We start from the raw sequence: 26,432 nt of genomic DNA on the forward strand, positions 1-26,432 counted from the left end.
TACCAATCACTTGATCAGCGAGGGCTACTGACTATGGCGCGAGATAGCAAAGACGTGGTCGTCGGCCTGGACATCGGCACCGCCAAGATCATGGTGGTCGTCGCCGAGGTGCTGGGCAATGGCGAGCTCAAGCTGGCAGGGCTGGGCGTGGCGCCCAGCAACGGGCTCAAGCGCGGTGTGGTGGTGAACATCGATGCGACGGTGCAGAGCATCCAGCAGGCGCTTAAGGAGGCCGAGCTGATGGCCGACCTGAACATCCAGCGCGTCTACACTGGCATCACCGGCAGCCATATCCGCGGCATCAACTCCAGCGGCATGGTGGCGGTCAAGGACAAGGAAGTCTCGGCCGCCGATGTGGCGCGCGTGCTCGATACTGCCAAGGCGATCAATATTCCGTCGGACCAGCGCCTGCTGCTGGTCGAGCCCCAGGAGTTTGCGATCGACGGCCAGGATGTGCGCGAGCCCATCGGCATGAGCGGCCTGCGCCTGGAGTCCAAGATCCATATCGTGACCGGGGCGCAAAGCGCGGCCGAGAACATCATCAAATGCGTGCGCCGCTGCGGGCTGGAAGTCGAGCAGCTGCTGCTCAACCCGCTCGCCTCCAGCCAGGCCGTGCTGACCGATGACGAGCGCGAGCTGGGCGTGTGCGTGGTCGATATCGGCGCGGGCACCACCGATGTGTCGATCTTCACCGGCGGCGCGATCCGCCACACGGCAGTGATCCCGATTGCCGGTGATTTGATCACCAGCGACATCGCGATGGCGCTGCGCACGCCGACCAAGGACGCCGAGGACATCAAGGTCGAGAGCGGCTGCGCCAAGCAGCTGCTGGCCGATCCCGACACGCAGGTCGATGTGCCCGGTCTGGGTGACCGGGGCCCGCGCCTGTTGAGCAAGCAAGCGCTGGCCGGCGTGATCGAGCCACGCGTCGAAGAAATTTTCTCGCTGGTGCAGCAAGTCATCCGCGAGTCTGGTTATGAGGAGGTGCTGTCGTCGGGCATTGTGCTGACGGGCGGCAGCGCGGTGATGCCAGGCATGGTGGAGCTGGGGGAAGACATCTTCCTCAAGCCCGTGCGACGCGGCATTCCCAAGTATTCCGGCACCCTGGCCGAGATGGTTGCGCAGCCCCGTGCTGCCACCGTCATGGGCCTGCTGGAAGAGGCCCGCATGGCCCGCATGCGTGGCTACAAGGTGGCCCAGAAGTCCGGTTCGGTGAAATCGGCATTTGGGCGTTTGAAGGACTTTATTGTGGGGAACTTTTAACCATGCATGACACCACTTGTTGGCTGGCGCAAAGCAGCCCTTCAAGGCTCAAAGGGTATGACCCTTGGAGACCTAAAGGGCCACCAGCAATCCATTGTTCATTAAAGAGTGAATTATTCGTAACCCATTTTTCTCATGTTGACGCGAGAGCGAGAGGAGCAGGCAATGACCATCGAAATGTATGAAGGCAACACATTCAACCAAGGCACCCAGATCAAGGTGATCGGCGTCGGGGGCGGTGGTGGCAATGCGGTCGAGCACATGATCGCCAACAGCGTGCAAGGTGTCGAATTCATTTCGGCCAACACCGATGCGCAAGCGCTGGAGCGTTGCCATGCCCACCGCGTGATCCAGCTGGGAGAGACCGGCCTGGGCGCGGGCAGCAAGCCTGAGAACGGCCGCGAGGCTGCCGAATCCGCGATCGAAGACATCCGCGCTGCGATCGTGGGCTCGCACATGCTGTTCATCACCGCCGGTATGGGCGGTGGTACCGGCACCGGTGCTGCCCCCGTGATCGCTCGCGTCGCCAAGGAAATGGGCATCCTGACCGTGGGCGTAGTGACCAAGCCTTTTGAGTGGGAAGGCAAGCGCCGCATGTCCAACGCTGATGGCGGCCTGAGCGAGCTCGAAGCGAATGTCGACTCGCTGATCGTGGTGCTCAACGAGAAGCTGCTCGACGTGCTGGGCGACGACATCACCCAGGACCAGGCCTTTGCCCATGCCAACGATGTGCTGAAGAACGCCGTGGGCGGCATCTCCGAGATCATCAACGACCACGGCTACATCAACGTCGACTTTGCTGACGTGAAGACCGTGATGAGCGAGCCGGGCAAGGCGATGATGGGTACGGCCACGGCCAGCGGCCCGGACCGTGCACGCATCGCTGCGGAACAAGCGGTTGCTTGCCCGCTGCTGGAAGGCATCGACCTGTCGGGCGCCAAGGGCATTCTGGTGCTGGTGACCGCGACCAAGGGCAGCCTGAAGCTGGCCGAATCGCGCCAGGCCATGAGCACCATCAATGCCTACGCCTCGCCAGAGTCGCATGTCATCTTTGGCGCGGCCTATGACGAGACGCTGGGCGACGAGATCCGCGTGACCGTGCTGGCCACGGGCCTGTCCCGTCCCGTGGCCAAGCGCCAGCCCATCTCGGTCATCCAGGGCAGCGCAGGTCTGCGTACCGGTACCGACGACATCGCCTACACGCCCCAGTCGGTCAACAGCCCCGTCTCGGGTCTGGGTGTGCAAAACGCGGTGCCCATGGGCAATGCCTTTGCTAACGACTTTGCCGACAAGAAGACCCCCTCGGTCTGGCGCACCGGCCGCAACGCGGCTTCGGCCCGCGTCGATGCGATGTCGTCGAGCGGCATGGAAGACCTGGAGATCCCCGCCTTCCTGCGCAAGCAGGCAGACTGATTGCCTTGCGGGGCTTTCGTTGAAGCCAGTCCAGCCTTTGGGGTGGACTGGGCTTTGAATACAACGCGCTGAAACCTTTCGGGGACTCAGCGCGTTGTTATTAGAGGGCTGCGTCGTTGTTCGCTGTCCGCTCCGCCTGCCAACGCAGTAGTTGGGCAGCGGCTTTGTGCACAGATTGGCCGGCAAGGCAAGTGTTTGTCCTACAAGGCTTGCACTATCTGGGTGATTGGCATTTTTGCGCGTCCCAAGCGGGCGTACGGCGTAAAATCAACGAGTTATGCTCCAGCAACGAACCATCAAGTCTTTAACCCGTGCCGTGGGCGTGGGCCTGCACAGCGGCCAGCGGGTCGAGCTCACCTTGCGTCCTGCACAACCCAATACGGGCATTGTGTTTCGCCGGGTGGACCTGCCCGAGCCGGTCGATATCCCCGTCAACGCCGAAGCGGTGGTGGACACCCGCATGGCCTCGACCCTGGGCAAGGGCGATGTGCGCATCCATACGGTGGAGCATGTGATGTCGGCCTGCGCGGGCCTGGGCATCGACAACCTCTATATCGACGTGACAGCCGAGGAAATCCCGATTCTCGACGGCTCATCCGCGTCCTTTGTGTTTTTGCTGCAAAGCGCCGGTATCGAGCTGCAAAACGCACCCAAGCGCTTTTTGCGTCTGACCAAGCCGGTCGAAATCCGCCAGGGCGAAGGCGCTGCGCAAAAGTGGGCGCGTCTGGACCCCTACCACGGCTACAAGCTGCGTTTCGAGATCGACTTCTCGCACCCGGCTGTCGATTCCACCGGCCAGACCTATGAGTTCGACCTGGGCATCGGCAACTACAGCCGCGATATCGCCCGCGCCCGCACCTTTGGCTTTACCAAGGATGTCGAGATGCTGCGCTCCAACGGCCTGGCGCTGGGCGGCGGTCTGGACAATGCCATCGTCATGGACGACTACAAGGTGCTCAACAGCGACGGCTTGCGCTATGACGACGAGTTCGTCAAACACAAGATCCTCGATGCCATCGGTGACCTCTACATCGTGGGCTATCCCTTGCTGGCCGCCTACAGCGCGTTCCGCTCGGGCCATGGCCTCAACAACCTGCTGCTGCGCGAGCTGATGCAGCGCCAGGACGCCTGGGACATCGTCACCTTTGACCATGTGCGTGAAGCCCCGCAGGGCTTTGCACAGTCGGCCCTCGCCTGGTAAGGCCGCGCCCGGGATGCTGCTGTTTCGCTGGATCTTCATGCTGCTGGTGCTGATGGCGGCCCTCAGCTTTTGCTTTTACCTGGGCACCGGCCAGCGCCGCTACCGCCAGTGGTCCCTGCTGCTGATCAAATGGACCGTGGTCGCAGGCCTGGCGTTCTTTGCGGTGCTCTTTGTGGGCCGCATGGTCTAAAACCGGTCTTTGGCATTCTGCGCGGCAGGTAAAGTGCGGTAAACCCCGGCCTGCGCCCGGCCGGTCCGTTACCGGTCCCGCCCACTGTCCATGCGGCTTTGCCGCCTCTTCCCCCACTTTACAAATGACACATCCCAGCCCGGTGATCCCGCTGCGGGTAAACGGTGGCGCGCCGACAGGCGTTAAATCTGCATGGGGGCATGCTTGCCGCTCGCACCAGCAGCCGCTGGTTCATCAGAAAGGATTCCGTCATGAACAAGCACCGAAGCCGTTTTAGCCGCCTGGCCAGCATGGGCAGCTTGGCCCTGGCATTGGCCGGCGCCCTGGCTTTTAGCGCGCCTGCACAGGCCCAGCCCGATGGACGCCATGGTGACCGCCATTACCAGCGCGATGACCGGCGCGACCATGCCGACCACCGCCGCTGGGAGCGCGAACGCGAGCGGGACCGCCGCTACCGCGAGCAGCAGCGCCGTGAGTACCGCCATGACCACCGTCCACCTCCCCGTGTCGTGGTTGTGCCGGACCGGGGCCGTGGCATCGGCCCGCGCAATGACTGGTACCGGGGCGGCTATGTGCCAGCACCGTACCGTGGCTACAGCTATGTGGTCGGCGATTGGCGCGGCCACCGGCTCAGCGCGCCACCCCGGGGCTACCAATGGATCCAGTATGGCGGTGACTACCTGCTGATCGCCATTGGCACAGGCCTGATCGCCAATATTGTCATCAATGGTTATTGAGCCGCCGCGAAGTCGCGATAATTGAGGGTTTGCATGGCGCCCACAACGAACCTTTGTGTGGCGCCTCGCTCCAAAGCTTACTTTGGTGGTTGCACCTTGTGCCGAGCGCTGCTTCACGGAGCGCACGGATCCACGCATAAGGAGCCTGTAGCCGGCCAGACCTGTGCACGCTAGCGATGCACAGGTTTTTTTTTGCCTGCGTGCTGCAGGCGGGGTGGCTCACCAGGCCGCAGAGGCACCGGTTGGTTCTTGCCTAGTAGCTGCGCCCGGCCTTGTACATCGCGTGCTGGCGGCGTTGCAAGGGGCTGGCCTCGGCCATGCGCGCCATCGCCAGGCCCGCATGGGCGTGGGTGATCGCCAGGCCCAGCGCGTCCGCAGCATCGGTACCGGGCAGGCCGGGCAGCTGCAGCAGGCGGCGCACCATCTCCTGGATCTGGTTCTTGGCAGCGCGCCCATGGCCGACCACGGCTTTTTTCATCTGCAGTGCGGTGTACTCGGCAACTGGCAGGTTCTGCGACACCAGCGCCGTCAGCGCGCAGCCCCGGGCCTGGCCCAGCAGCAAGGTGGACTGGGGGTTGACGTTGACGAACACGATTTCCACCGAGGCCATGTCGGGCTGGTAGCGCTGGCCGACTTCGCAGATACCGTCAAAGATCATCTTCAGGCGGCCGGGCAGGTCACCCAGGTTCAGCGTGGTGGTGCGGATGGTGCCGCTGGCCACATAGGACAGACGCTGGCCATCGACGTCGATGACGCCAAAGCCGGTGGTCTGCAGGCCAGGGTCGATGCCAAGGATTCTCATGCGGTTTAAAACGGGTGGCGGAGGGGTTGCCGGTCAGGGGAGCTCAGCATAGCGCATGCGTGCCGCGATGGTGGTTGTGCGGCGGTTGAGGTAGGCAGAGTTGGGGTTCTTGTCGGCGCCCTTGGGGTTGGGCAGCATGACGGCCAGGCGCGCCGCTTCATAGGCGCTCAGCTGGGCGGCCGGTTTGCCAAAGTAGCGCTGGGCGGCGGCCTCGGCGCCAAACACGCCATCGCCCCATTCGGCATGGTTCAGGTACAGCTCCAGAATGCGCTGCTTGCTCAGCAGGAACTCCAGGGTGTAGGTCAGCAGCAGCTCCTGGCCTTTGCGCAGCAGGCTGCGCTCCGACGACAGCAACAGGTTCTTGGCCAGCTGCTGGGTGATGGTGGAGCCGCCCATGATCTTGGCGGGCGGGCCGGCTTGCACTGCGCTGGGGTCAAAGGCCTCGCCACGCCGCTCGGCCTGGGCCTGGGCGCGTGCCAGGGCCTTTTCCCGGCGCTGCTCGGCGCGCTCTATGGCCTTGGCATTGCGCGCGCGGGCCTTTTCAATTGCATCCCAGAGCACGCCATCGTGGTTGACAAAGTCGTCGTCCTCGGAGGCGATCACCGCGCGCTGCAGGTTGACCGATATCTGCGACAAGGGCTGCCATTGCTGGCGCCAGTGCAAGCGCCCGTCCTGGCGCAGCTGGCGCCAGGCTTCGCTGCGCTCAAAGGCGGTCGACGCCGGGTCCACACTGGCCATCATCGCGATGCGGGCGACAAAGAACAGCTGCAGCGCGATGCCCAGCAGCAGTGCCCAGCCGATCCAGCGCGCAATCGCTTTCATCGGCGGGTCCTGCGGGCTAAGGCGGGGAGAGGGCTGGAGACCATCAGCGCTTGCGCTCAGTGGGCGGCCAGTTCGCTGCGCAGCTGCGCCAGCACCGGCTGGGAGGGGGGGCGCACGCCGCGCCACAGCGCAAAGGCCTCGGCCGCTTGCTCGACCAGCATGCCCAGGCCATCGCGGCCCTGGGCGCCGTGCTGCGCGGCCCACTGCAAAAAGGGCTGGGCAGCGGGGCCGTACATCATGTCGTAGGCCAGTGCGCCAGCGCGCAGCAGCGCGCCGGGCACCGGGATGGCCGCGCCTTGGAGGCTGCTGGCGGTGGCGTTGATGACGACATCGAAGAGGCCATCGAGTGCGCCCGCCTCGACTGCTTGCAACTGGGTGGCCGAGCCCTGGACCAGGTCGGCATGCTGGTCCACCAAATCCTGCGCCTTGGCGTGGGTGCGGTTGCAGACCACGAGCAGCGCCGGTGCCTGGGCCATGAGCGGCGCCAGCGCGCCGGCAGCAGCGCCGCCGGCGCCCAGCAGCAGCACGCGCTGGCCGGCCAGTGCAACGCCAGCATTGCGCACGATATCGGCCACCAGGCCCAGGCCATCGGTGTTGTCGGCGTGAATGCCGCCATCGGCGCCTACCACCAAGGTGTTGGCCGCACCCGCACGCAGCACGCGCTCGCTGCGGCTGTCGGCCAGGCGCGCGGCGTCGAGCTTGAAGGGCACGGTCACATTCATGCCCCGGGTACCGGCCTGCACCAGGTGGCGCAGGGCCGCGTCAAAACCATCCAGTGCCACCAGCTCAGCCTCATAGACCAGCGCCTGGTCGGTCAGCTGCGCAAACAGCGTGTGGATGCGGGGTGAGCGGCTGTGGGCAATCGGGTTGCCCATCACGCAATAGCGGTCTGGAAGGGACATGGTCGTAAGGGCCTGGGCCGTGGCGGCTGCGCGCTGAAGGCGCTGACCGCGCATGGCAGAAAAAAGGGCATGCGCTGGGCACCCGGTGGCGGCGCAACGGGGGCCCGCCAGCATGGCGCTCAAGCGCCTGCCACTTTACTGCAAATTGGCCGTTTCCAATGTCTGCTCGCGGGTGAAGCGGAATTTGGAGACGACGGCAATCTGGTCGGCCTTGGCGCGCAGCGCGGGGCCAAAGTGGCCAAAGGGGCCACTGCTGACGGCGATGGCCTCGGCCCGGCGGTCGAGTTGCTGGTTGCCCGAGCTTTTGTAGACCTCGGTGCCCAGCACCCGGCCGTCGTGGTTGACGGTCATGATCATCACCAGCTCACCATAGAGCTTGCGGCCACCGGCTTCGGGGAAGTTGCTGGTGCCCCGGTCCTCGACCTTGCGGCGCAGCTGGTCGTAGTAGATGGCGAACACCTCTTCGCGTGTGGCGGGGCTGATGTAGCGCTTCTTGGGGCGGGCGTTTTCTTCGTGGATGCGCTTTTCGATCTCGGCGAGCATCTTGAGCAGCTGCTGGTGCTTTTCTTCCTGCTCGACCTCTGCCTGCGAGGCGCTGGCCTTGCGCGTATCGGGCGGCTGGTACTGGGCCAGCTGGTTGCGCAGGTCGGCCAGCAGTTGCATCTGCTGGGCCTGCATGGCATCGAGCTGGCGCTGGCGCTCTTCAAAGTCATCCCCCATGTTGGTGATGGCCGAGTAGGGCATGGGGCTTGTGGCGCGCTCCTGGATGTTGGCCGATTCACCACCACCGGCCAGGTTGGCCTGGGCGACGGCCTGGGCCTTGTCAGGCGGGGCGTCGTTGGACTTGGCGTTGACCAGAATCACTTCGAGCGGGGTGTCCTCGAACACCCGGTCAAAGGCCTGGGGGTCGACAAAGCGGATGCTCAAGATGGCAGCGTGCACCAGCACAGACACAGCCAGCGCCAGTTGCAGCGTGGACAGCGATCGAAGAAATTGGAAAAACTTCACGGTTCCGGGTTAATCGGTTTTTGTAGTCGCCGCGTCCTCACCGTCGCCCATGTCCACCGCGATTGCGATGGGCCCAGCCACAGCCTCCTCCTCGTCTTCTGGCGACTCTGTCTCGGCCTGGTTGGCCTGTTCGTCGTCCAGTCTCTCCAGCACGGTTCCGGTCACATCCAGCGTGATCTCGTCGATCTCGCCGAGCTTGACCCGGACCTGGGCACCACGCGGCAAACTCTGCGCGCCCAGCACCGGAAACACCAATGGTAGTTCATCTGCACGCACGAGCATGCTGCCTGCCGGGCCTTCCTTCATAACTGTTGCAGTGAGGTCACTGATGCTGTTCTGCGCCAGGTATTTCAAGGTCCAGTAGCGCTCCATGCCGGCCTGGTAGCCGTTGTAGGCGCTGTAGGCGGCATCAAAGCCGCTGATGATGGAGAACAGCTCCGCATCCTTGGGCTTGAACGGGGCTACCAGGGCGGCGGTGGCGCCATGGCGCGCGCAGGCGATGATCTGCCACTGGTTGACCAGGTCGGTGTAGCGGCGCAGCGGCGACGTGGCCCAGACATAGCTTTTGACGCCGATGCCGGCATGTGGCAAGGCCTTGGTGGACATGCGCACCTTGATGCCGGGTGCCAGGCTTGCCTGGCTGCGGTAGATGCCGGGCACGCCATAGTCGGCCAGCAACTGGCCCCAGCTGCTGTTGGCGACGATGGCCGCCTCGGCCACGATCAGATCGAGCGGTGCGCCGCGCTTGCGCACGGAGATCTGCACGGTCTCGCTGCCGTTGGGCACCTGGTCGCCATTGCCTTGCAGGCGGAAGTTGTAGTCCGGGCGGTTGAAGTTCTCGGGCTTGCCGCGCACCACTTCGCGGCCGGCCTTGAGGTGGCGCGAGAGGCGGTAGAGAAAGCTCAGCTCGTCGCGCTTGTCCAGCAGCGGCTGGGGCGTGTCCTCGACCTGCAGCGCCGGGTCGGTCAGCCAGGCCTCGGTGGCGATGTGGTCGAGCTTGTCGTAGCGGAAGTTGCTAACCACCGGCACGCGCTCCAGGCGGGTTTCCTTGTTCAGCACTTCCAGCGTGGCTTCGTCGTAGGTGACGTATAGCGAGACGGCCGGGTTGGCGCGGCCCTCATCCAGGGTGTAGATCTGCACCACTTCGTCGGGCAGCATCGTGACCTTGTAGCCCGGCATGTAGACGGTGGAGTAGCGGCTGCGGCCCAGATGGTCGAGCGCCGAGCCCGGCTCAATCGCGAGACCTGGCGCGGCAATGTGCACGCCAACAATCACCTGGCCGGTGCCCAGGCCCTGTACCGACAGCGCATCGTCGATTTCGGTCGTGGCCGAGTCGTCGATGGAGTAGGCCTCCACCGTGGCCAGCGGCAGATCGGCTGGCGGCAGTGGCGCCGTGACGGCCGGAAAGCCCGTGCCCTTGGGGAAGTTGTCGAACAAAAAGCGCTGCCAGTGGAACTGGTAGGACGAGTCGATAGCGCCGGCCTGTTGCAGCAGCGCCAGCGGCGCGAGCTGCGCCTTGCGGCTGGCTTCGACCACGGCCTTGTACTCGGGCGCGTTCTTGTCCGGGCGAAACAAGATCTTGTAGAGCTGCTGCTGCACAGGCGCGGGGCACTCGCCGTTGACGAGCTCGGCTGCCCAGCCGTCGATCTGCGCCTGGATCTGGGCTTTTTTCTCGATGGCGGCCAGCGCTTGCTGCACGATCTCGGCCGGTGCCTTCTTGAAGCGGCCCTTGCCGGCGCGGCGGAAGTAGTGCGGGGCTTCGAACAAGGTGAAGAGCGCTGCCACCTGTTCGGCGATCGAGGCGTTCTCCGAGAAGTAGTCGCGCGCCAGGTCGGCAAAGCCAAACTCCTGCTCGGGCGCAAACTCCCAGGCCAGCTGGGGGTCGATGTCCGCCGACAGGGTTTGCGCCTGCGCGATCAGCTCAGCAGGTGTGGGCTTGTCAAATTTAAGAAGCAGGTTCGCTGCTTTGACCTTGACCCGTTTGCCGGAGTCCAATTCAATTTGGGCGGAGCTCTCAGCTTCGGAGAGGATACGGCCGGCCAGAAATTTGCCAGCGTCGTCAAACAGTGCATACATAGCCGCGCATTTTCCCATGCTGGGTGGTGCCGGGGCGCGGCTACAGGGTTTTTTGCGTGGGGGTTCTGGCTGGCCCATCGCGGGCGGGCCAGCCGGCGCTGGTTTTTACCAGCCCAGAAACTTGTCGATCTGCGGCAGATAGCTCTCGAAGTTGGACAGCGCATGGTCGCTGCCCTCGTCCAGCAGCAGCTGAGCGGCGGGGTAGCGCGCGACCATGTCCTGCCAGTGCAGTACCTCGTCGCCCATGGCGGCAATCAGCAGCTGTGCGGCGGCAGGGGGCTGACCGTTGACGTTCAGCGCCTGCAGCTCGTCCAGGTATTCCGGGCGGAAGTAAAAGGATTCTTCCGGGTTGTGCCAGGCCGTTTGCTCGCCCAGGTGCTGCGCCAAGGTGACCCAGGGCGTTGTCGAGGGGTTGATCATCACGCTCTTGCAGCGCAGCTGCTGGGCCACCCAGCTGGCATAAAAGCCGCCCAGCGAGGAGCCGACAACCGCCAGGCTCTCGGGTGGCAGGCCGGCCCAGCTGCGGGTGGTTTGCAGCAGCAGATCGGCCGCTTGCCGGGGCGAGGCGGGCAACTGGGGGGCTGACCACACCACGTGCGGGTGGTTGTCTTCGATATGGCGCTGCAGGCGCTGGGCCTTGGCCGATTGGGGGGAGGAGCGAAAGCCGTGCAGGTAGAGCAAGTGGGTGGTCGTCATGCACAAATGATAGCGCCGAGGCCACCACTGCTAAGGCGTTGACAACCTTAGTTGTTTTGTTGAATTGATTTGGTTCGGGTGACACAGGTAAAACCGGTCTTTACCGCTAGCGCTGGCGGCCATTCTGTGCCAAGCAGAGATAATGGCGGCCATGTCCGAAGTTCTTGATAAACCGAATCTGTTCCAGCGTCTCATGCCGATGCTGCGCGGTTATGACTGGCCGCTGATCTTCATCATCGGCGCCCTGGCAGCCATCGGACTGACGGCCATGTATTCCGCCGGTTTCGACCATGGCACCCGCTTCTCCGACCATGGCCGCAATATGCTGCTGGCGCTGGGCATCTTGCTGGTGGTGTCGCAGATCCCGCCGCACCGGTTGGCCAGCTTTGCGCTGCCGCTGTATGGCTTGGGCGTTGCGTTGTTGATCGCCGTGGCGCTGTTTGGCATCACGAAGAAGGGTGCGCAGCGCTGGGTGAATCTGGGCATAGTCATCCAGCCCAGTGAGCTGCTGAAGATTGCGATGCCGCTGATGCTGGCCTGGTGGTTCCAGCGCCGCGAAGGCGCCTTGCGCCCGGCCGATTTTGTCGTCGCGTTTGCGATTCTCGTCATCCCGGTCGGCCTCATCATGAAGCAGCCCGACCTGGGAACATCGCTGCTGGTGATGGCTGCGGGCCTGGCGGTAATCTATTTTGCCGGCCTGTCCTGGAAACTGATCATCCCGCCGGTGCTGATTGGCGTCATCGGCCTGCTGCTGATTGCCATCTATGGCCACCACCTTTGCGAAGACGGCATGGATCTGGTGGTGTTGCATGAGTACCAGCGCCAACGCGTCTGCACCTTGCTCGACCCGACCCGGGACCCGCTGGGCAAAGGCTTTCACATCATCCAGGGAATGATTGCCATCGGTTCGGGCGGCTTCATGGGCAAGGGCTTCATGGCCGGCACGCAGACCCATCTGGAGTTCATCCCCGAGCGCACCACGGACTTTATCTTTGCCGCGTTTTCCGAAGAGTTCGGCCTGGCCGGCAACCTGCTGCTGATCTTTTTCTTCCTGCTGCTGGTCTGGCGCGGCCTGGCCATTGCGATGCGCGCGCCCACCTTGTTTGGCCGCCTGATGGCCGGAGCGGTGGCGATGATCTTTTTCACCTACGCCTTCGTCAACATGGGCATGGTCAGCGGCATCCTGCCGGTGGTGGGTGTGCCCCTGCCCTTTGTCAGCTATGGGGGCACGGCCATGGTCACCCTGGGGCTGGCGCTGGGGATCTTGATGTCGGTCGCCCGATCGCAGCGCCAGCTGGCGCGGGAGCAGGCGCCGCGCCTATGAGCCCCGTTGCGGCGGGCTTTAATGGGCTCTGCCATTGAAAACACCCCCGCCAGCCGCAGATACGGGATAGGTGGCTGCTGGCTTGCTGGCCGCCGCAAATCAACGCATGGGCCCACGGCCATTGCGCAAGCCCTAAAATCGCCTCTATGAATGCACCTTTTGACCTTGCTGTGGCCAAGCCGCTGGCGGCTTCTACCGAACAACGACTGGATATAGCGCGCAGCCTGCTGCTGACGCCTTTTGGTCTGGATGACAGCCATCTGGCGCGCGCGCTGGCGGATATCCGCGCCCACAAGGTGGACGATGCAGACCTGTACTTCCAGTACACCCGGGCCGAAGGCTGGAGCCTGGAAGAGGGCATCGTCAAGACGGGCTCCTTCTCGATCGACCAGGGCGTGGGCGTGCGCGCGGTGTCCGGCGAGAAGACGGCTTTTGCCTATTCGGACGACATCTCGCTGGCATCGCTGCTGGATGCCGCCCATACGGTGCGCAGCATTGGCGCGCAAAGCCAGTCGCGCCAGGTCAAGGTGCCTGCCAAGAAGATTGCGCTGAGCCGCTCGCTCTACCCCGATCTGGACCCGATCTCCACGCTCGACAGCACCGCCAAGGTCGCCTTGCTGGAGAAGGTCGAAAAGCTGGCCCGCGCCAAGGACCCGCGCGTCAAGCAGGTGATGGCAGGTCTCGCCGCTGAACACGATGTGGTGCTGGTCGCCCGTGCCGATGGCACCTTGGCTGCAGACGTGCGTCCGCTGGTGCGCCTGTCGGTCACGGTGATTGCCGAGAGCAAGAGCCGCCGCGAAGTGGGTTCGGCCGGCGGCGGTGGCCGCTTCGGTCTGGCCTATTTTGACGATGCACTGGTGCAGCAATATGTGGACGAGGCCGTTAAGGCGGCCCTGGTCAACCTGGAATCTCGCCCCGCGCCTGCTGGGGTGATGACCGTGGTTCTGGGCCCGGGCTGGCCCGGTGTGCTGCTGCATGAGGCGGTGGGCCACGGCCTGGAAGGCGACTTCAACCGCAAGGGCTCGAGCGCGTTCAGCGGCATGATAGGCCAGCGCGTGGCGGCCAAGGGCGTGACGGTGCTGGACGACGGCACCATTGCCGACCGCCGCGGCTCGCTCAATGTGGACGACGAGGGCCAGCCGACCCAGCGCAATGTGCTGATCGAAGACGGCATTTTGAAGGGCTATATCCAGGATGCGATGAATGCGCGGCTGATGAAGGTCAAGCCCACCGGCAATGGCCGGCGCGAGAGCTATGCCCACATCCCCATGCCACGCATGACCAACACCTACATGCTGGGGGGTGACAAGGATCCGCAGGAGATCATTGCCTCGATCAAGAAGGGCTTGTACGCGACCAACTTTGGTGGCGGCCAGGTCGATATCACCAGCGGCAAGTTCGTGTTCTCGGCCAGCGAGGCCTACTGGGTGGAAAACGGCAAGATCCAGTACCCCGTCAAGGGCGCCACCATCGTGGGCAGCGGCCCTGAGTGCCTCAAGCACGTCAGCATGATCGGCAACGACATGCGCCTGGACAGCGGCGTGGGCACCTGTGGCAAGGAAGGCCAGAGCGTGCCAGTGGGCGTGGGCCAGCCGACCATGCGGATTGATGGTTTGACGGTCGGCGGTACCGCCTGAGCATCCCAAATAGCCGCTGCTTAGGCGGCGGCTAACGCCAGAATCAACCAAACGCCTGCGCGGTTTCTGCCGCGCAGGCGTTCGTTTTTTGACATCTTTCTGCAGTGTGCCTTTCTCTGTTGCGCAATAAAAATGCGTATAGAAACAAATTGACAAGGTAATGGTGTGATTTCAACTTTGAAATCTTATTTTTTGCAATTTTTGTGCGTTTTATACAGAATGATGAATTCCGCCGCCCGCAGATGTGGTACATTGAAAAACATGCAAGCACGTAGCGCTTTTACCTTTTACTTTTGGTTCTCTGTCCAAGGCGGACGAGAGGTCTAAAAGCGCGCGAGCACCTAAACCTCCAGACAACCGCCGAAGCTGAAAAGCCCGGCGGTTTTTTGTTGCATAAACCACCCACACATTCAGGATCCTCAGATGACTCAGCAAGCCCAACCCACAAGCGATGCTTGGTATCGCGGTGTCGAGAAAACAAGCCAAACCGACGACCAACGTATCAAGGACATTACTGTGCTGCCGCCACCCGAGCATCTGATTCGCTTTTTCCCCATCAACGGCACGCCCGTTGAAGCGCTGATCAGCAACACCCGCCAAAACATCCACAACATCATGTCCGGCACGGATGACCGCCTGCTGGTCATCATCGGCCCCTGCTCGATCCATGATCCGCAAGCCGCGCTGGAATATGCCCGCCGCCTCAAGGCTGTGCGCAAGCAGTACGAAGGCTCCTTGGAGATCGTCATGCGCGTCTACTTCGAAAAACCGCGCACCACGGTGGGCTGGAAGGGCCTGATCAACGACCCCTACCTCGATGAGAGCTACCGCATCGACGAAGGCCTGCGCATTGCCCGCCAGCTGCTGATCGAGATCAACCGCCAGGGTGTGCCCGCTGGCAGCGAGTTCCTGGACATGATCTCGCCCCAGTACATTGGCGACCTGATCAGCTGGGGCGCGATTGGCGCGCGCACGACGGAGAGCCAGGTGCACCGCGAACTGGCCTCGGGCATCTCGGCGCCGGTGGGCTTCAAGAACGGCACCGATGGCAATATCCGCATCGCCACTGACGCGATCCAGTCGGCCAGCCGCCCGCACCATTTCCTGTCGGTGCACAAGAACGGCCAGGTCGCCATCGTGCACACCAAGGGCAATACCAACTGCCACGTGATTCTGCGCGGCGGCAAGACCCCCAACTACGACGCCGCCCATGTGGCCGCTGCCTGCAAGGACCTGGAGGCCGCGCACCTGCCCGCCACCTTGATGGTGGACTGCAGCCATGCCAACAGCAGCAAGCAGCACGAGAAGCAAAAAGAGGTGGCGCGCGATATCGCCCAGCAGATCGAAGGCGGCTCGCGCAGTGTCTTCGGCGTGATGATCGAGAGCCACTTGCAAGCCGGTGCGCAAAAGTTCACCCCGGGCAAGAACGACCCGGACAGCCTGGAGTACGGCAAGAGCATCACCGATGCCTGCCTGGGCTGGGACGACTCGCTGGAGACGCTGGCCGAGCTGTCCGACGCGGTGCAGGCCCGCCGCGTGCGCGCAAATACCGAGGAGACCGCCGCTGCAACGGTGTAAGCTGGCGGCTTTGGGGCGGCCGCTGCCTGCCCCGTTTGCACCACCAATAAGGGATTGTCATGCGCAATGAAGTACGGGTTCTGCTCGAGGATGGCCAAGAGTTTGTCCATGGCTTTGACAGTGCGGAGGCCATGTCCAACGAGGACGGGCGCCGCTGGCTGGACCAGGAATTTCTGCGCATGGACTGCGAGCCGCTGCGCGCCAGCGGCAAGGTGCTGATTGTCGACAAGGTCGTCGTCGTTGCTAAGGCCGCTGGCGCCCCGCTGCTGGGCGATTCCCAATGGCTGGCGCAGTTTGCCCGTGCCAGCGTAGGCGCGGTGGGCCGGCCCACGGTGGTGGTGAACACCAAGGCCATGACGGCTTCGTTCTAAGCGCCTTTCTCACTGCCTGCCTGACCTCGAAGCGCGAACCGCTGGGTTCGCACACCACGCCAAAAACCCGCTCGCCAATGAGTGGGTTTTTCTATTGTGGAGAATATATTGTTAACCAGTGGCTATGAATGCAGGCTGAATAGGATGTTTCTCCAACCGTGGGTGCATCTGGCAGATATCTCGGGAGGGAGGGTGGATGCGAATCCTGTTGGTGGAGGATGAACAAGATCTGGCGCACTGGATGGCCCGAACGTTGGCGCAGCAGTCGGGCATCGTCGTGGACTGGGTGGGCGATGGGCAGATGGCAGATCTGCGCCTGCAGCAGGAAGACTTTGATGCGGTAGTGCTGGACCTGGGTCTGCCTGGCATCGATGGCCGCACCGTGCTGGAGCGCATGCGCGAGCGCGATGACCGCACACCCGTCCTGGTGCTGACCGCGCAGGACTCCCTGGCTGAGCGCGTCGGCACGCTCAAAAATGGTGCTGACGACTTTCTGGCCAAACCCTTCTTGCTCGATGAGTTGGAGGCGCGCCTGCAGGCCCTGGTTCGCCGCAGCCGCGGGCGTGAACACCCTCGGCTGTCCTGCGGGCCGCTGCAGTTTGATGTCGCTGCGCAGCGCTTTTCGATGGCGGGCGATGCCTTGCCGGTGACACCCCGAGAGCATGCGGTGTTGCTGGCGCTCATCCAGCGCAGCGGAGAGCCAGTGAACAAGCAAAGTATTTTGGACCGGGTCTTCCTGGGAGACCGGGATGTGAACCTTCAGGTCATTGAGGTACTGGTGTTTCGCCTGCGCAAGAAGCTCTTGGGCCGTGGCGTGCAGATTGTCACCTTGCGCGGTCTGGGCTACTGCCTGGAAGAAGCGCAGGACAGTGGCGTGACCAGCGCTGCATTGCAAGACCCATGATCTGGCGGAGCGCCGCTCTGAATGGCCGCGCTGTGTGGCGCCACTGCTGGCGTGATCGCGCCCGCTCTTTGAAGGCTGCGCTGCTGGTGTGGCTGGTGCCGGGTTTGCTGCTGGGCATGGGCAGCAGCTTGCTGTGGTCCACCTACAGCCTGCGTTCCCAGGTAGACGAGGCCTATGACCGGGCACTGGCGGGTGCGTTGCGCGCCATCCACTACAACATCGCCACGGCCAGCGGCGGCTTGAGTGTGGAGCAGCCGTATCTGCTGCTGGAATTCTTCGAGTTGACGGTCAACGGCCGGGTCTACTTCCGGGTCGCGACCGAGGACGGACTGGTTGAAATCGGAAACCCGGGGCTTCCTTTGCCCGAGGGCGAGTTCGAACTCGGCGTGCCGCAGTTCTATGACGCGGTGTACCTGAACGAGCCCATCCGAGTGGCCGCTTGGGCGCGGCTGGCGGACCCGCCCGTTGCGGGCAATCCGCACAGCCGCATCGTGGTGCAGGTGGCAGAGAATCTTCAGGAGCGTGCGCTGGTGCAGCGGCACATGGTCACGCGCGCCATCTTGCGCGATGTGCTGCTGGTCGGTATCAGCGTGGTGTTGCTGGTGGCGGGCGTGGTGCGTGCGCTCAGGCCATTGAAGCGGCTGCGCCAGCACCTGGATGCGCGCGCCTGGGATGACCTCTCGCCCATCGATGCGGCTAGCCTGCCTGCAGAAGTGCAGCCACTGGTGCAGTCGTTGAACCACTTGGTGGAACGCTATGCCCACAGCGCCCAGGCCCAGCGGCAGTTTCTTGATGACGCCTCCCACCAACTGCGCACGCCGCTGGCCTTGCTGCGTACCCAGATAGGCTATGCATTGCGTGAGCGGGACCCGGCCCAGATGCGGGCTGCACTGCATGCGATGCAAGACGGTCTGGGGCGGGCCGAGCGCCTGACCCAGCAGATGCTGGCACTGGCCCGCGCCCGAGATGCCGGGGCCGCTGCCAGTATCCGATCGCAATTTGCCGAGGTCGATCTGCGGGCGCTGGCGGAGCAGGTGGTCACCACTTTGTGGCCGCTGGCGCGCGCCAAGCAAATTGACCTGGGGCTGGATGTGGTGGGGTTGGGCGATGACTCCCGAGCGTGGCAGGTGCAGGCCCTGGGGTGGCTGCTGCGCGAGGCGATCAGCAACCTGGTGGACAACGCCATCCGCTATACGCCTGCCGGTGGCCAGGTCACCGTGCAGCTGCGGGCCAGCGTGTCGTCCATCGCGCTGGTGGTGATCGACAGCGGCGGGGGCATGAGCGAGCACGACATGGCACAGGCGGGCAGCCGGTTTCGGCGTGGTGCTGCGGGCAAGCGCCAGCAGGGCGCGGGCCTGGGCCTGGCCATTGTGCAGACCATTGCCCAGATGCATGGTGCCGAGTTCAAGCTGGCCAATGGCCGTGATGCGCAGGGGCAACTGGGTTTGCACGGCAGCTTCCGCATGCCGCATACCACCGCTGACCTGGGAATAACCCCGAATTGAAAGGCTATTGAAAGCCGCAAACGTTTAGTCTTTGCCTACCTTGGTGGCAATCCTTCGCCCGACCAGGTTCCACGCTTGGCCAGCGCTGCCAGCCAGGTTCTGGCCAGCAGCCCCTTGGCCAAAGCGCCCATGCCCAAAAAGGAGACAAAGCCTATGTTTGCAAGCCGTTTATCAAGCCAGGCCTCAGGCCTTTTCATCAGCACGGTCATCGCAGCGAGCACCTGGGTGCCAGCGATGGCGCAGGCAGAGCCCCGCCGCCCGGAGTGCATTGCCCCGGCCCAGCCTGGCGGCGGGTTTGACCTGACCTGCCGCCTGGCCCAGACGGGCATGCGCGAGTCCAAGGCGCTCGAGAAACCCATGCGCATCGTCTACATGCCTGGCGGCATTGGTGCGGTGGCCTACAACAGCATCATCACCCAGCGCCCGGCAGATGGCAGCGCCATTGCTGCCTTCTCCAGTGGCTCGCTGCTCAATCTGGCCCAGGGTAAGTTTGGCAAGTACAGCGCCGATGATGTGCGCTGGCTGGCCACCGTGGGTGCGGATTACGGTGTGGCCGTGGTGCGGGCGGATTCGCCCCACCAGGATCTCAAGGGCCTGATGGCGGCGTTCAAGGAAGATCCGAGCCAGGTGGTGCTGGGCGCGGGCGGCTCCATTGGCAGCCAGGACTGGATGAAGGCAGCGCTGACCGCGCGCGCCGCCGGCGTGGACTACAAGAAAATGCGCTTCGTTGCCTTTGAGGGCGGTGGCGAAGCCGTCACGGCGCTGCGCGGCGGCCATGTCCAGGCTTTCATGGGGGATGCGGCCGAGGCGGTCACCATGCTCGAAGGCGGTGCGCCCATCCGCGTGCTGGCGGTCTTCCACTCCGAACGCTTGCCGGGCAAGCTGGCCGACGTGCCGACCGCTGCCGAGCAGGGCTTCAATATCGAATGGCCGATCATCCGGGGTTTCTACGTGGGGCCCAAGGTATCGGATGCCGACTACCGCTGGTGGCAGCAGGCGTTTGACAAAGCCATGGCCACGCCGGAGTTCCGCAAGGCCCAGGCGCAACTGGGTCTCATGCCCTTCAACAAGACGGGGCCCGAGCTCGACCACTACATCAAGGCCCGTACCCGGCACTACACCGAGCTGGCCACGTCCTTTGACCTGGTCAAGTAGGACCTGGTCAAGTAAGGCCTGCCTGGGCATGGCACCTGCCAGCCATGGCCCATGGGGCTTGAACAAGGCGGCCAGATACCCTGGTCCGCCGCACTCGCACATCTTGCGGAAAGATATCTATGGTTCTCAATGATCGCACCCTGGGCGTGGCGGCGCTGCTGCTATCGGCCTTTCTGGCGTGGTTTGGACACGGGCTGGAGGCAGCATTTACCTACGAGCCGGTGGGTCCGCGCGCCTTTCCTTTGTTGCTGGCCACGGTGATTGGCTTGTGTGGCCTGCGCCTTGTCGTGAAAGGCGGCAACCCGGCTGCGCCCAACCCGCCCGGGGCCAACAGCCGCATTGCGCTGATGGTGGCGCTGGTGCTGGTGTACGCCGGGCTGTTCCAGTGGGCCGGCTTTGTGCTAGCCACGGCCGTGGTTGCCGCCTGCGTGGGCCGGCTCTTTGGTGGCAGCTGGCTGCAGTGCGGGATTGGCGGCACCAGCCTGAGCGTGCTGTTTTATGTTCTTTTTGACCGCTTGCTGGACGTGGTGCTGCCATTGGGCTGGCTGGAGGGGCTGCTATGAGCGCGATGCTGGATAACCTCTCCCTGGGTTTTGGTGTTGCCTTCTCGGGCACCAACTTGCTCGTGGCGCTGATTGGCTCGTTCTTTGGCACCATCGTCGGTGTGCTGCCGGGGCTGGGCCCGACGAACGGGGTCGCCATGCTGGTGCCGATCGCATTTGCGATGGGCTTGCCGCCCGATACCGCCTTGATCTTGCTGGCCGCTGTCTATGTCGGTGCGGAATATGGAGGCCGGATCACCTCGATCCTGATCAATGTGCCCGGCGAGGCAGCTGCGGTCATGACCACGCTGGATGGCTACCCGCTGGCGCGCCAGGGGTTGGGGAGCGTGGCGCTGTCCCTGTCGGCCTGGTCCTCCTTTGTCGGCTCCCTCATCGCCATTGTCGGTATCGCCGCGTTTGCGCCCTTTCTGGCGCAGTGGGCCTTGGCGTTTGGCCCGGCGGAATACTTTGTGCTGATGGTGTTTGCCTTCTGTGCGCTCACCAGCTTGTTGGGGGAGCAACCCATTAAAGGGGTTCTGGCGGCGGCCATCGGGCTGTCGATTGCGACAATCGGGGTGGATGCCAACTCCGGCGTTTACCGCTATACCTTCGATATCCCACACTTGGCCGATGGTCTGGATTTTGTCGTCGTTGTCATTGGCTTGTTTGCCGTCGCGGAAATGCTGCAAATGCTGGAGAACAAGCTCTCGGGCCAAAGCGTGGAAGTGCCGCCCAGCCAACGCAAGCTCTTCAATCTGCGCGAGCTGCGCTTAACCTCCGGCAGCACCATCCGTGGCAGCCTGCTCGGGTTTGTGATGGGCGTATTGCCAGGGGCGGGCGCCAGCGTGGCGTCGGCCATGGCCTATGCCAACGAGAAGCGCTATATAGAAGACAAAGACCCGGATGCCAAATTTGGCCAGGGAGACATGCGTGGCTTGGCCGCGCCTGAGGCGGCGAACAACAGTGCCGCTACCGGCTCGTTCATCCCCATGCTGACCTTGGGCATCCCTGGCTCGGGGACGACGGCCGTGATGATGGGCGCGCTCACGCTCTACAACATCACTCCCGGCCCGGTGCTGTTTGAGCAGCAACCCGCGCTGGTCTGGGGCTTGATCGCCTCGCTGCTGATTGCCAATGTGATGCTGCTGGTGATGAACATCCCGATGGTGCGGGTGTTTGCCTCGATGCTGTCCATCCCGGGCTGGCTGCTGGTGCCGGGTATCCTGGCCATCAGCTTTATCGGTGTCTATGCCATCAGTGCCACGACCTTTGACCTGATGGCGGTCGTCGCCATCGGCGTGATCGGCTACCTGCTGCGCAAACTCCAGATGCCCATGGCGCCGATGGTGCTGGGCGTTGTGCTGGGCACGATGATGGAGCAAAACCTGCGGCGTGCGCTGTCCATCACCAATGGCGATGTCACCATCCTCTGGGCCAGCACGGTCTGCACCATCCTATGGGTGCTGGCAGCTGCCGTGGTGCTGGGACCCATGGGTTACCGTCAGCTGGCCAAACGCAGGCGTGCGCAGGAAACGGCTCCATGATGCTGGTGCCGCTGGCCTAATGTTGAGGTCTCTGTCAGCAAAAAGGCGAGCTGGGGGCTCGCCTTTTTCTTGATGTTGGCGGGCCTATCAACCCCGGACCGCAAGCGCCTGCAGCAATTTGTCGTGGATACCACCAAAGCCGCCATTGCTCATGCAGACAATCACGTCTCCGGCCATGGCCGCCTGCAGCACCTGGGCGATCAGGCTGTCGATATTGCCTGCGGTCTGGGCGCGGGCACCCATGGGGGCCAGCGCCTGGGCGGCGTCCCAGTCCAGGCCGGCCGTGTGGCAAAAGGCCAGGTCGGCCGATTCCAGCGACCAGGGCAGCTGTGACTTCATCGTGCCCAGCTTCATCGTGTTGCTGCGCGGCTCAAACACTGCAAGGATGCGGGTTTGCGCGCCCACCTGCTGGCGCAGGCCATCTAGGGTAGTGCGGATGGCAGTGGGGTGGTGGGCAAAATCGTCGTAGACCTGGATGCCGGCAGCGGTGCCGCGCAATTCCATGCGGCGTTTGACGTTCTGAAAGCGCGACAAGGCTTGGGCCGCTTCTGCGGGCGCCACACCCACATGCTGGGCCGCAGCGATGGCAGCGAGCGCATTCATCTGGTTGTGCACGCCGCTCAGGCCCCATTGCACCTTGCCGGCGGGCGCATCTTTATAGAACACTTCAAAGTTCGACGGGTCGCCTTCGGCGCGCATGTCGTCGATGGCAGCGCCAAAGCGCACCACTTCGCTCCAGCAGCCTTGGTGCAGCACACGGGTCAGGCTCTCTTCAACACCATTGGCCACCACGCGGCCGCTGGCGGGCACGGTGCGCACCAGGTGGTGGAACTGGCGCTCAATCGCTGCCAGGTCATCAAAGATGTCGGCGTGGTCAAACTCCAGGTTGTTCAGCACGGCGGTGCGGGGGCGGTAGTGCACAAACTTGCTGCGCTTGTCGAAAAAGGCGGTGTCGTATTCGTCGGCCTCGATCACAAAGACGGGGCGTGGGTCGCCACCGCCGGGCCGGGTGGGCGCACCCAGGCGGGCGGAGACGCCAAAATCGAGTGGCACGCCACCGACCAGAAAGCCCGGCTGCAGGCCGGCGGCCTCCAGAATCCAGGTCAGCATCGAGGTCGTCGTGGTTTTGCCATGGGTGCCGGCCACGGCCAGCACATGGCGGCCCTGCAGCACATGCTCGGCCAGCCATTGGGGGCCGCTGGTGTAGGGAGCGCCGGTGTCGAGGATGGCCTCCATCAGCGGAAACTTGGGCGAGCCATCGTCCAGGCGCGCACGGCTTACGACGTTGCCGACCACGTACATATCGGGCTGCAGCGCGAGCTGGTCGGCCCCAAAGCCTTCGATCAGCTCGATGCCCAGCGCGCGGAGCTGGTCGCTCATCGGCGGGTAGACGCCGCTGTCGCAGCCCGTCACCTTGTGCCCAGCCTCGCGTGCCAGTGCGGCCACGCCACCCATAAAGGTGCCACAGATACCCAGAATATGAATGTGCATGGACGTCGATTCTACGGCGCGTCCGGATATAAGCCGCGCTCTGGGCGGCTGTAATTGCAAGCAAGTGCCGCAGGGGCCATGCAAATCCGACACAATGGAATGCATGAAGACTGATGCAAGCTGGGAAATCGCCAACACCGCCGCACGCATGGTGGTGGAGGAAGGCCTGGAGTGGGGGCCGGCCAAGAAGCGCGCCGTCAAGCAGCTGGGGCTGCCGGGCCGCACCGCTCTGCCCGATAACGAGGTACTGGAAGCGGCGGTGCGCGAGTACCTGGAGCTGTTCTGCGCCGACACCCAGCCCGCCGAGTTGCGGGCATTGCGCGAGATGGCCGTGCTGTGGATGGAGCGCATGGAGGCTTTCCGGCCCTATCTGGTAGGTGCCGTCTGGAATGGTACGGCCACGCGCCTGTCTGATATATACATTCAGTTGTTCTGCGATGACTCCAAATCGGCTGAGATTGCGCTGATTGACCATGGCGTGCGCTATGAGGTATCGTCGATCAACGGTTTCCACGGTGAGACGGTGGATGCCTTGTCGATCAGCAGCTTTTGCAAACCGCTCAATGAGAGCATTGGTGTGCACTACCTGGTCTACGACCTGGATGACCTGCGCGGCGCCTTGAAGCCCGATGCCCAGGGCCGCACGCCGCGCGGCTCGCTGGAGGCGGTGCGCCGCCTGCTGACCCCACCCACGGAGTGATGCCCCATGCCGACACCTGAACGCGCACCTGTTGATGCAGCGCAAACCTTGCCACCGCAGGCCGCCGCCAGCCGTCGGCGCCTGCTGACCGGTGGCGTGGCGGCTGCCGCTTTGGCTGCCGGAGCGGGCTGGGCTTGGTGGCGCCACCGCTTGGCCGAGCCCAATGGCCCGGCGATGGACGGGCTGTGGAGCCAGGCCTTTGCTGCGCCTGGCGGGCAGACCGAAGTGCGCATGCAGGCCTTCCAGGGCAAGCCTTTGCTGCTGAATTTTTGGGCCACCTGGTGCCCGCCTTGTGTTGAAGAGCTGCCGATGCTCAACCAGTTCTACGAAGCGCAGCGCGCCAAGGGCTGGCAGGTGGTGGGTTTGGCGGTGGACCAGGATGCGGCGGTGCAGCGTTTTTTGCAGCGCACGCCGCTGGCCTTCCCTGTGGGGATTGCCGGCATGGGTGGCACGCAGCTGACGCGCGACCTGGGCAATTCCGCAGGCGGCCTACCGTTCACAGTGGTATTTGGTAGGCAAGGTGACGTTCAACATCGTAAAATGGGGCAACTTCTTGCATCTGACTTGCAAAATTGGGCAAGTCTATAAGGTGTGCAAGCCGGGACGGCAGTAGTGCCGTTGATCAAAAATCAAAGATATTGAGTCAAATAGGGCGAAATTGGAGTAAATTTGCGCCCTGTTTGATTTTTTAGCCGTTGGAGCTCCCATGGATTTACGCAAGCTGAAAACCCTGATCGATCTCGTGTCCGAATCGAATGTCTCGGAGTTGGAAATCACCGAAGCAGAAGGCAAGGTTCGCATTGTGAAGGGCGGCGGCGCTGTGGTGCAGCAAGTGATGGCGGCGCCCGTGTTGCCCGCTGCGGCCCCTGCAGCAGCCCCCGCTGCTGCCGCTGCGCCGGCAGAAGCTGCTCCCGCTGCGGCGCAAGGCCATACGGTCAAGTCACCGATGGTGGGCACGTTCTACCGCTCGTCCGCTCCCGGCGCCAAGGCCTTTGTTGAGGTCGGCAGCCAGGTCAAGGAAGGCGACACCGTGTGCATCATTGAAGCGATGAAGATCCTCAATGAGATCGAAGCCGACAAGTCCGGCACGATCAAGCAGATCCTGGGCGAAAACGGCCAGGCCGTGGAATTTGGTCAGCCGTTGTTCATCATTGAATAAGGCCTCGCCCATGTTCAAGAAAATTCTGGTTGCCAACCGCGGAGAGATCGCACTGCGTGTGCAGCGCGCTTGCCGCGAGCTGGGCATCAAGGCCGTGATGGTCTATTCCGAGGCGGACCGCGACGCCAAGTATGTGAAGCTGGCCGATGAGGCCGTCTGCATTGGCCCGGCGCCGTCGGCCCAAAGCTATCTGAACATGCCGGCCATCATCTCGGCGGCCGAAGTGACCGACGCCGAGGCCATCCACCCTGGCTACGGCTTTCTGTCCGAGAACGCCGACTTTGCCGAGCGCGTGGAAAAGAGCGGCTTCCAGTTCATTGGCCCGACGCCCGAGTCCATCCGCATCATGGGTGACAAGGTCTCGGCCAAGCAGGCGATGATCAAGGCTGGCGTGCCTTGCGTGCCTGGCTCCGATGGCGAATTGCCGGATGACCCCGCGCTGATCCGCCGCATTGCCAAGGCCATCGGCTACCCGGTGATCATCAAGGCCGCAGGCGGCGGCGGTGGCCGTGGCATGCGCGTGGTGCATACCGAGGCTGCGCTGGTCAATGCCGTGCAGATGACCAAGGCCGAAGCTGGTGCTGCGTTCGGCAATCCTGCGGTGTACATGGAAAAGTACCTGCAGAACCCGCGCCACATCGAAATCCAGGTAATGGCCGACAAGTTCAAGAACGCCGTCTACCTGGGCGAGCGCGATTGCTCCATGCAGCGCCGCCATCAGAAGGTGATTGAAGAGGCGCCGGCCCCTGGCATTCCACGCCGCCTGATTGAGAAGATCGGCGACCGCTGCGTGGCCGCCTGCAAGAAGATCGGCTACCGCGGTGCGGGTACCTTCGAGTTTCTGTACGAAAACGGCGAGTTCTACTTCATCGAGATGAACACCCGTGTGCAGGTCGAGCACCCGGTGACCGAATGGATCACTGGCGTGGATATCGTCGGCACCCAGATCATGGTGGCCGCTGGCGAGAAACTGCCGTTCACGCAGCGCCAGATCAACGCGCAGATGCGCGGTCATGCGATCGAATGCCGGATCAACGCCGAAGATGCCTACAAGTTCACGCCATCGCCTGGCCGGGTCACCACCTGGCACATGCCGGGCGGCCCGGGTGTGCGCGTGGACTCGCACGTGTATGCGAACTACTTCGTGCCACCGAACTACGACTCGATGATCGGCAAGCTGATCGTCTATGGCGACACCCGTGAGCAGGCCATCGCCCGCATGCGCACTGCGCTGCTGGAGACGGCGGTCGAAGGGATTTCGACCAATATCCCGCTGCATTCGGAGCTGATGGTCGATGCCAAGTTCAATGCCGGCGGCACCAATATCCACTATCTGGAAGAGTGGCTGGCTGCGCGCAAGCGTTGATGCGCCCCCTTTCATCGTGATAGATGCTGGCATTTCCAAGGGAATG

General features: G+C 63.5%; 25 protein-coding genes. 18 read left to right on the forward strand and 7 right to left on the reverse strand.

Annotated elements, in window-relative coordinates; translation table 11 throughout:
• Positions 1-33 precede the first annotated feature (33 nt).
• The 5 genes from ftsA (at position 34) to ACPEE1_RS05045 (ending at position 4,804) form a co-directional block, all read left to right on the forward strand.
• The gene (gene ftsA / locus ACPEE1_RS05025) at positions 34-1,263 is read left to right on the forward strand and encodes a cell division protein FtsA (protein ID WP_021026170.1); all 1,230 of its coding nucleotides are present in this window, start codon (positions 34-36) and stop codon (positions 1,261-1,263) included.
• Positions 1,264-1,428: 165 nt separating this feature from the next.
• A complete protein-coding gene (ftsZ, locus tag ACPEE1_RS05030; RefSeq protein ID WP_021026171.1) occupies positions 1,429-2,676 on the forward strand; it encodes a cell division protein FtsZ in 1,248 nt (415 codons plus the stop codon).
• Positions 2,677-2,953: 277 nt separating this feature from the next.
• Positions 2,954-3,877, forward strand: coding sequence for a UDP-3-O-acyl-N-acetylglucosamine deacetylase (gene lpxC, locus ACPEE1_RS05035; RefSeq protein WP_021026172.1), 924 nt, complete (start codon positions 2,954-2,956; stop codon positions 3,875-3,877).
• Positions 3,878-3,890: 13 nt separating this feature from the next.
• Complete coding sequence (locus ACPEE1_RS05040; RefSeq protein ID WP_165841206.1) at positions 3,891-4,067, forward strand: hypothetical protein; 177 nt, start codon at positions 3,891-3,893, stop codon at positions 4,065-4,067.
• A 251-nt stretch (positions 4,068-4,318) separates the two neighbouring features.
• Positions 4,319-4,804: an RcnB family protein gene (locus tag ACPEE1_RS05045; RefSeq protein WP_243419360.1), complete on the forward strand. Its 486-nt coding sequence runs from the start codon at positions 4,319-4,321 to the stop codon at positions 4,802-4,804.
• 253 nt (positions 4,805-5,057) lie between these two features.
• Here the strand turns inward: ACPEE1_RS05045 and ruvC are convergent, their stop codons facing one another.
• The 6 genes from ruvC to ACPEE1_RS05075 form a co-directional block, all read right to left on the reverse strand.
• Positions 5,058-5,606: a crossover junction endodeoxyribonuclease RuvC gene (ruvC, locus tag ACPEE1_RS05050; protein ID WP_116926489.1), complete on the reverse strand. Its 549-nt coding sequence runs from the start codon at positions 5,604-5,606 to the stop codon at positions 5,058-5,060.
• A gap of 33 nt (positions 5,607-5,639) precedes the next feature.
• The gene (locus ACPEE1_RS05055; protein WP_116926488.1) at positions 5,640-6,428 is read right to left on the reverse strand and encodes a transglycosylase domain-containing protein; all 789 of its coding nucleotides are present in this window, start codon (positions 6,426-6,428) and stop codon (positions 5,640-5,642) included.
• A gap of 56 nt (positions 6,429-6,484) precedes the next feature.
• A complete protein-coding gene (aroE, locus tag ACPEE1_RS05060) occupies positions 6,485-7,330 on the reverse strand; it encodes a shikimate dehydrogenase (RefSeq protein WP_182343566.1) in 846 nt (281 codons plus the stop codon).
• A 135-nt stretch (positions 7,331-7,465) separates the two neighbouring features.
• Positions 7,466-8,338: an energy transducer TonB gene (locus ACPEE1_RS05065; protein ID WP_423935431.1), complete on the reverse strand. Its 873-nt coding sequence runs from the start codon at positions 8,336-8,338 to the stop codon at positions 7,466-7,468.
• 9 nt (positions 8,339-8,347) lie between these two features.
• On the reverse strand, positions 8,348-10,414 hold the full coding sequence (locus tag ACPEE1_RS05070) for a ribonuclease catalytic domain-containing protein (protein WP_116926485.1): 2,067 nt from the start codon (positions 10,412-10,414) through the stop codon (positions 8,348-8,350).
• 105 nt (positions 10,415-10,519) lie between these two features.
• Complete coding sequence (locus ACPEE1_RS05075) at positions 10,520-11,110, reverse strand: YqiA/YcfP family alpha/beta fold hydrolase (RefSeq protein ID WP_116926484.1); 591 nt, start codon at positions 11,108-11,110, stop codon at positions 10,520-10,522.
• 151 nt (positions 11,111-11,261) lie between these two features.
• Here ACPEE1_RS05075 and rodA point away from each other — a divergent pair, with 151 nt between their 5' ends.
• The 9 genes from rodA to ACPEE1_RS05120 all read left to right on the forward strand — a co-directional run bounded on the left by rodA (position 11,262) and on the right by ACPEE1_RS05120 (position 21,670).
• Positions 11,262-12,434: a rod shape-determining protein RodA gene (gene rodA, locus ACPEE1_RS05080; RefSeq protein WP_116926555.1), complete on the forward strand. Its 1,173-nt coding sequence runs from the start codon at positions 11,262-11,264 to the stop codon at positions 12,432-12,434.
• A gap of 146 nt (positions 12,435-12,580) precedes the next feature.
• Entirely contained in the window at positions 12,581-14,071 is a 1,491-nt protein-coding gene (gene tldD, locus ACPEE1_RS05085; RefSeq protein WP_116926483.1) for a metalloprotease TldD, read from the forward strand.
• 423 nt (positions 14,072-14,494) lie between these two features.
• A complete protein-coding gene (locus ACPEE1_RS05090; protein ID WP_182343560.1) occupies positions 14,495-15,649 on the forward strand; it encodes a 3-deoxy-7-phosphoheptulonate synthase in 1,155 nt (384 codons plus the stop codon).
• A gap of 59 nt (positions 15,650-15,708) precedes the next feature.
• Positions 15,709-16,020, forward strand: a complete 312-nt coding sequence (locus ACPEE1_RS05095; protein WP_423935434.1) for a hypothetical protein — start codon at positions 15,709-15,711, stop codon at positions 16,018-16,020.
• A gap of 196 nt (positions 16,021-16,216) precedes the next feature.
• Positions 16,217-16,924: a response regulator gene (locus ACPEE1_RS05100; RefSeq protein ID WP_260718199.1), complete on the forward strand. Its 708-nt coding sequence runs from the start codon at positions 16,217-16,219 to the stop codon at positions 16,922-16,924.
• 68 nt (positions 16,925-16,992) lie between these two features.
• Complete coding sequence (locus ACPEE1_RS05105) at positions 16,993-18,429, forward strand: sensor histidine kinase (protein ID WP_116926480.1); 1,437 nt, start codon at positions 16,993-16,995, stop codon at positions 18,427-18,429.
• A gap of 234 nt (positions 18,430-18,663) precedes the next feature.
• A complete protein-coding gene (locus tag ACPEE1_RS05110) occupies positions 18,664-19,584 on the forward strand; it encodes a Bug family tripartite tricarboxylate transporter substrate binding protein (RefSeq protein ID WP_243419367.1) in 921 nt (306 codons plus the stop codon).
• 119 nt (positions 19,585-19,703) lie between these two features.
• On the forward strand, positions 19,704-20,147 hold the full coding sequence (locus tag ACPEE1_RS05115; protein ID WP_260718197.1) for a tripartite tricarboxylate transporter TctB family protein: 444 nt from the start codon (positions 19,704-19,706) through the stop codon (positions 20,145-20,147).
• The gene (locus tag ACPEE1_RS05120) at positions 20,144-21,670 is read left to right on the forward strand and encodes a tripartite tricarboxylate transporter permease (protein ID WP_423935437.1); all 1,527 of its coding nucleotides are present in this window, start codon (positions 20,144-20,146) and stop codon (positions 21,668-21,670) included. The genes ACPEE1_RS05115 and ACPEE1_RS05120 overlap by 4 nt, the downstream gene beginning before the upstream one ends.
• Positions 21,671-21,757: 87 nt before the next feature.
• Here ACPEE1_RS05120 and mpl read toward each other — a convergent pair whose 3' ends face one another.
• Complete coding sequence (gene mpl, locus ACPEE1_RS05125; protein WP_116926477.1) at positions 21,758-23,161, reverse strand: UDP-N-acetylmuramate:L-alanyl-gamma-D-glutamyl-meso-diaminopimelate ligase; 1,404 nt, start codon at positions 23,159-23,161, stop codon at positions 21,758-21,760.
• 103 nt (positions 23,162-23,264) lie between these two features.
• Here mpl and ACPEE1_RS05130 point away from each other — a divergent pair, with 103 nt between their 5' ends.
• From ACPEE1_RS05130 to accC, 4 genes are all read left to right on the forward strand, one after another.
• Positions 23,265-23,861, forward strand: a complete 597-nt coding sequence (locus ACPEE1_RS05130; RefSeq protein WP_116926476.1) for a hypothetical protein — start codon at positions 23,265-23,267, stop codon at positions 23,859-23,861.
• Positions 23,862-23,867: 6 nt separating this feature from the next.
• Complete coding sequence (locus ACPEE1_RS05135; RefSeq protein ID WP_116926475.1) at positions 23,868-24,449, forward strand: TlpA disulfide reductase family protein; 582 nt, start codon at positions 23,868-23,870, stop codon at positions 24,447-24,449.
• 118 nt (positions 24,450-24,567) lie between these two features.
• Positions 24,568-25,020 carry an acetyl-CoA carboxylase biotin carboxyl carrier protein gene (gene accB, locus ACPEE1_RS05140; RefSeq protein ID WP_021026146.1) on the forward strand — a complete coding sequence of 151 codons (453 nt, stop codon included), beginning with the start codon at positions 24,568-24,570 and terminating at the stop codon, positions 25,018-25,020.
• A 10-nt stretch (positions 25,021-25,030) separates the two neighbouring features.
• Positions 25,031-26,386: an acetyl-CoA carboxylase biotin carboxylase subunit gene (gene accC, locus ACPEE1_RS05145; RefSeq protein WP_021026145.1), complete on the forward strand. Its 1,356-nt coding sequence runs from the start codon at positions 25,031-25,033 to the stop codon at positions 26,384-26,386.
• Positions 26,387-26,432 lie beyond the last annotated feature (46 nt).

Source organism: Comamonas sp. 23 (assembly GCF_049601575.1).
Classification (GTDB): domain Bacteria; phylum Pseudomonadota; class Gammaproteobacteria; order Burkholderiales; family Burkholderiaceae_C; genus Comamonas; species Comamonas squillarum.